Here is a 5,490-nt window from a genome sequence, read left to right on the forward strand (position 1 = left end):
GGTTCCTATTTTCTTATCAAGTAATGCGCTATTTCCAGATTGTTCAATTAATTCAACGATTAACTCAGCTGTAGAAGAGGCTGAAGTTTCTGAAACTAATATATCCGGAAAATCTTCAGGATCAAGGTGATGGTCAATCATTATCCTTTTGCATTTTAGCCCTTCCAACAAGACTTGCATGTCATGACCTACTCTGTTGGTTCCGTTATAATCCAGACAGAAAACCAAGTCGGTCTTAGAAAAAGCCTCAGCTATCGCTCCGGCTTTATCCGTCATCGTTAAAAATGCTGAAGTATCTAGCCAATCCAAAAACCCGGGAGCAGGATCCGGGTGGCATATTGTGGCATTTTTCCCCAATTTTTCAATAAAATAAAGCAATCCTAAAGAGCTGCCTACAGAATCACCGTCCGGTGATTTATGAGAGGTGATTATTATATTTGAAGCAGCTTTAATTTCTGCCACTATTTGTTCGTATTTATTCATTTTTTTTATAACTATTCAATAATTTATACATGGAAAATCCATTGCTATAATTGGCTAATTTCCTCCTTCTCGAATCAGTTGGATTGCGTCAATTCTAATCCGGGCATTAGCGATCAACTCAGTTAACTCCGTTTTCTGTTCCAAAGCTGTCTTTATTTCATCCGGTCTAATGGCCTTATTCCTTTTATACAAGTAGGCCAATCTCCCAATCTCATGGTCCATGGTCTGGTTCATGTTTTGAAGCCCCATGTCTATTTCTTTGTCCTTCATTTGGTCGGCTATTTCTTCTGCTGTCTTTAGCATTTCAGGGAATATTTCATCTACAAAACGTTCATTGCCTATCAAATCGTTGATTTGTCCGGGTACCAATTGCTTGTTCAACAAACCAATAGGATAACTTTCAGTAACTTCTTCTGCCAGATGGTTTACAATTACACGCAAAGGTGTATTGGGTAAGAACCTGTCTACATAGACACCTTCTTTTCCTGATGTTTCTAGTACAAAAATCACTTCCAAAAGTATTCCGGTATTACCTGTACCCTTCAAATGGCCAAAACTAGCGGCTCCCGTACCCATTCCCAGCACCATATCAATGGCTCCAGTCACCATGGGGTGATCCCAACTTATAAAACTGATGTCTTCCCTGCTTAATGCTCGCTTTCGGTCGAAAGTAATCGCGATCCCCTTATCCGGTATGGATGGAAATGCGGTATCGTTGGCCTTACTTGGGCGCAACCAGTAGGTTCGTTGGGCCAAATCTTCCATCTCAATACCAAAATGATCAAAAACTTTGGCCATATAATTCTCAAGGTTTAAATCCTTGTCCGCAGATCTAATTTTAGTTACCAATTCCTTGGCTACCTTAGGTCTAAAGGAATTCATCTCCAGCAGTCTGTCCCGTCCATTGGCTAAAGTCTGCTTAAGCGCTCCTTGGTAGGTTTCAGTCTCTCTTATTAAAGCTTCTAAATCCGATATAACATCTTTCCTAATTGAAGCCATTGCAAGCTCAAACAAGCGGTCACCAAAAATTTGTCCAATTTGGTTACCCCCTTCGATATTTTCCTCAAAAGCATTCAGGCCTTCATGAAACCAACGCGCTAAAATTTCTTGAGGACTACCTTTCAGGTAGGGTACGTAAATCCGAATGGTTTCCTTTTGCCCTATCCTATCCAAGCGTCCAATCCGCTGTTCCAAAAGCTCGGGATGCATAGGCAAATCAAACAATACCAAATGATGCGCAAATTGAAAGTTTCTCCCTTCACTACCAATTTCGGAACACAGTAATATTCTTGCTCCATTTTCCTCGGCAAACCAAGCCGCATTCCGATCCCTTTGTACAATGTTCAGGTCTTCATGAAATACCCCTACTTTTGCACTACTAAGGTCTCGCAAGGCATTTTCCAATGCCAATACTTTCGCTTTGCTTCTGCAAATCAAAACCACTTTTTTAGGATTCAATTGATCCAATAAATCGACCAGCCAGGTCACCCGTGGGTCCTTTGAAAAATGATAAGGACGCTTTACATCCCTTCCCGGTCCATTGCTTTTGTCCAAGATAAATTCGGCCGACATGCGTTTTGCCCACTCTTGCTGAGAGGGTCCTGTTTTTAAAGGGATTAACTGTACTTTTCTGGTAGGAAAACCACTCATTGCCGCTCGGGTATTTCTAAACACTACCCGACCTGGTCCGTGCTGGTCCAGTAAATCTTCTATCAATTGATTTTGACCTATTTGCCCTTTTTCTTCAAGTTTTGCTACCCTCTTGTCACCAAATAAACTTTTTAGCAGGGTTTTGTCCTTATTATTTATTGCTTCACCTGATGCCAATTTCTCAACTATATTGGCAATGGAAGCATGGTCTTGAGATTCATTGACGAAGGCATGGTAATCGGCATACCTTTCAGGATCCAATAATCTTAATCGCGCAAAGTGACTTTCTGCCCCAAGTTGTTCAGGCGTCGCTGTCAATAGTAACAAGCCTTTAGCAACTTTACTCAAAGCCTCAACAATGGCGTACTCAATGCTTATTTTCTCCAATGACCAAGCCAAATGATGAGCTTCATCTACGACCAGCATGTCCCAGTCTGCAGAAATAGCCTGGCCTGCCCTCTTTTGTGATCCAGCCAAAAATGAAGTACTACAGAGCACCAATTGATCATCCAGAAAAGGATTTCCCTCAGGAGCACTTTCATCCAATGCGGCACACCTTTCTTCATCAAAAATATGAAACCATAGGTTAAATCGCCTTAACATCTCCACAAACCACTGATGCACCAATGAATCCGGAACCAAAATGATAATCCGTGAGGCTTGACCACTTAACAATAAACGGTGCATGATTAAACAAGCCTCAATGGTTTTGCCAAGGCCTACCTGATCAGAAAGCAATACGCGAGGGGCATACCTTGAGCTAACTTCATGGGCAATGTACAGTTGATGGGGAATAAGGTCTATCCTACCACCTATGAAACCATTAATGGGTGAAATTCTACGCTTATGGTCATAGGCCAATGTTTTCCTTCGCAAGGCAAAAACAGCCGGTTTATCTACTTCCCCTAATAAAAGGCGGTCATCCACCCCATGGGTTACAGTAACTTCCCCTAAATCTGCTTCCGATAAGGTCCCCTTATTATTAATATACAAGATTAGTTCACCATTGTCTTGGACACGCTCAATTTCAAAGGGGCGTTGTTGGGAGTCCATTACTGTATCACCGGGCTTAAATATCACCCTACGCAGAGGTGCACTTTCCAATGCATACTGTCTCGTCTCTCCGGCATTTGGGAAATTGACTTTCACCCGATTTTTACTTACTTCAACTAGTATACCTACACCCAAGTCAGGTTCTCCTTCGCTTGCCCATCTCTGATCAGGATAGAAATCCATCATATATGCTATTGATTTAACTTACTTTATTAACAATCCTAAAAAGGGATTTCTAAAAAAATGCAAGTTCTTTAATTTTTAGCCGCATCACTAAGAACTGAAGCTTTTTATTTTTCTTTTGAATACCAAAATTGACCTAATATTTCTAGTTGGATGATATTTCTCTATACATGATAGGTAAAAAGCCTCAGGTTACAATAAGTTTTGAGCCTTAACTATATCCTCAAAACAGCTTGATTTTTGCATTTGACTCGTTCAGGTATAATTATTGCAACATATAAAGCCAATAAAAACCTTAACGTTTTATAGTTGGTTATATATCTCTAAAATAGATATTTAGATTTTATCTAACCAAATACTTCTTAAATCTTAACGTTATGATTAGTAAAATTTATCCTTAACCTATACCATGGCTCTATTATTATTTTATCTTTTTATTGCCCTATTTATTTCATTTTTGTGCTCCATAATGGAATCGGTGTTATTGTCCGTTCCTGTGTCATTTCTGAAGTCACGGTCCAAAAGAGGAGACAGAAATGCAGATGCCATGCTTTACCTGAAAGAAGATATCGACAAGCCTCTTTCCGCCATTTTATCCTTGAATACTGTAGCACATACAGTGGGGGCAGCAGGTGTGGGAGCGCAAGCTACAGTGCTTTTTGGGGAAGCTTATTTTGGAGTTATTTCTGCCATTTTAACCATTCTAATCTTAATATTTACTGAAATAATTCCCAAAACTCTGGGTGCCAATTACAACAGGGATTTGATTGGCATTACCTCAAAAATCATCAGAGCAATGATTTTCCTTACCTATCCTTTGGTTTGGCTGTCTTCTATATTAACAAAATTGCTTTCTAGAGAAAAAACCGTCCTTACTACCAGTAGAGAAGAGATTTCCGCATTGGCCAGTATCGGTACTCAAGAGGGTATTTTTGCTGACAAGGAGAATAAAATAATTCAAAATTTAATCAAACTTAAAAATTTAAAGGTAAAAACAGTCATGACCCCACGGATTGTGGTGGTAACGGCCAATGAGGAAATGACCTTGAAAGAGTTTTTGAAAAACAAGGAGTTCTTACATTTTTCAAGAATCCCAATATTTAAAGGAAATAAAGACAATATTACCGGCTACGTTTTAAGGGAGTTTGTTTTCGAAAAATTAGCTGAGGATCATTTTGATTTAAAGCTTAAAGACATCAGACGTGAAATTTTAATATTTTCAAGTAACATCAGCCTATTTGATGCTTGGGAAGAAATGCTTCAAAAAAAAGAACATATATCTTTGGTGGTAGATGAATATGGTGGAATGGATGGAATTGCCACCCTTGAGGATATCATAGAAACTTTGCTCGGCTTCGAAATAGTAGACGAAAAAGATAAAATAGAAGACATGCAGCAATATGCCATGAAACGCTGGAATGACAAGCAAAAGAAATACAAGATGCTCAAAAATGATGATTAGCCTCTAAGAATAAATAACAATTTTGATATTAAATGACCTTTTCATTTACATGATAATGCTTTCTCTCGGTAATTTCACCTGCATTTTACTACCCTAATTTTATCCTATTATATTTCAAAATCTGACCTAAAAAAGCTTTGGGTATACGTATTGCCTTCTCTTATTCAAATCCTAGGATTGAAAAGCAAGTCAAACTTTTATTTAGTTAAAAAAGCAGGTAGATTAGTAAATAAATGGTGAAATTCACAAAAACTCCTTATCTCTAAAACTGCTCAATATCGAAATACCATGCACCAATTGCTTTTTGATTATATTTCTAAATACATGCCCTTGACTGCAGAGGAAAAAAGTGTCATTCAAGAATTGGACTTGTTCAGGGAAGTAAAAAAAGGCACCATATTGCTCGAGGAAGGGCAACAGTCTTACCTGGGGTATTTTGTACTAAAAGGCTGTATAAGGAAATATTATATTATTGATGGGGAGGAAAAAACCACCAATTTCTTTACAGAATTGCAAGGTGAAGTTCCCGAATGTGCCATTAATAAGAAGCCATCTAACTATTATCTTTCATGTATTGAAGATTCAATAATTTCTGCTTCTACCAGTGAACTGGATGATGAAGTTTTTGCCAGGTTCCCAAGATTTGAATCCCTATGCCG

The 5,490-nt window shown here is 38.6% G+C and carries 3 protein-coding genes and 1 pseudogene; 2 read left to right on the top strand and 2 right to left on the bottom strand.

Features of this window, described 5'->3' with window-relative positions; genetic code table 11:
- Window positions 1-483: DHH family phosphoesterase (locus tag AAC037_RS18935; protein WP_339904798.1), on the bottom strand; the 483-nt coding region annotated here is incomplete at its 3' end.
- 54 nt (window positions 484-537) lie between these two features.
- The gene (gene rapA, locus AAC037_RS18940; protein WP_339904799.1) at window positions 538-3,372 is read right to left on the bottom strand and encodes an RNA polymerase-associated protein RapA; all 2,835 of its coding nucleotides are present in this window, start codon (window positions 3,370-3,372) and stop codon (window positions 538-540) included.
- Window positions 3,373-3,778: 406 nt separating this feature from the next.
- Between rapA and AAC037_RS18945 the strand changes: the two genes are divergently transcribed.
- The gene (locus AAC037_RS18945; RefSeq protein ID WP_339904800.1) at window positions 3,779-4,831 is read left to right on the top strand and encodes a hemolysin family protein; all 1,053 of its coding nucleotides are present in this window, start codon (window positions 3,779-3,781) and stop codon (window positions 4,829-4,831) included.
- Window positions 4,832-5,119: 288 nt separating this feature from the next.
- Window positions 5,120-5,490 (top strand): annotated as a pseudogene (locus AAC037_RS18950) (Crp/Fnr family transcriptional regulator); the annotation flags it as partial.

Source organism: uncultured Cyclobacterium sp., assembly GCF_963976465.1.
Lineage (GTDB): Bacteria > Bacteroidota > Bacteroidia > Cytophagales > Cyclobacteriaceae > Cyclobacterium.

Coding starts and splice junctions, on each gene's coding strand:
- rapA (WP_339904799.1), bottom strand. CDS start 3,372: ATGATGGATTTCTATCCTGATCAGAGATGGGCAAGCGAAGGAGAACCT.
- AAC037_RS18945 (WP_339904800.1), top strand. CDS start 3,779: ATGGCTCTATTATTATTTTATCTTTTTATTGCCCTATTTATTTCATTT.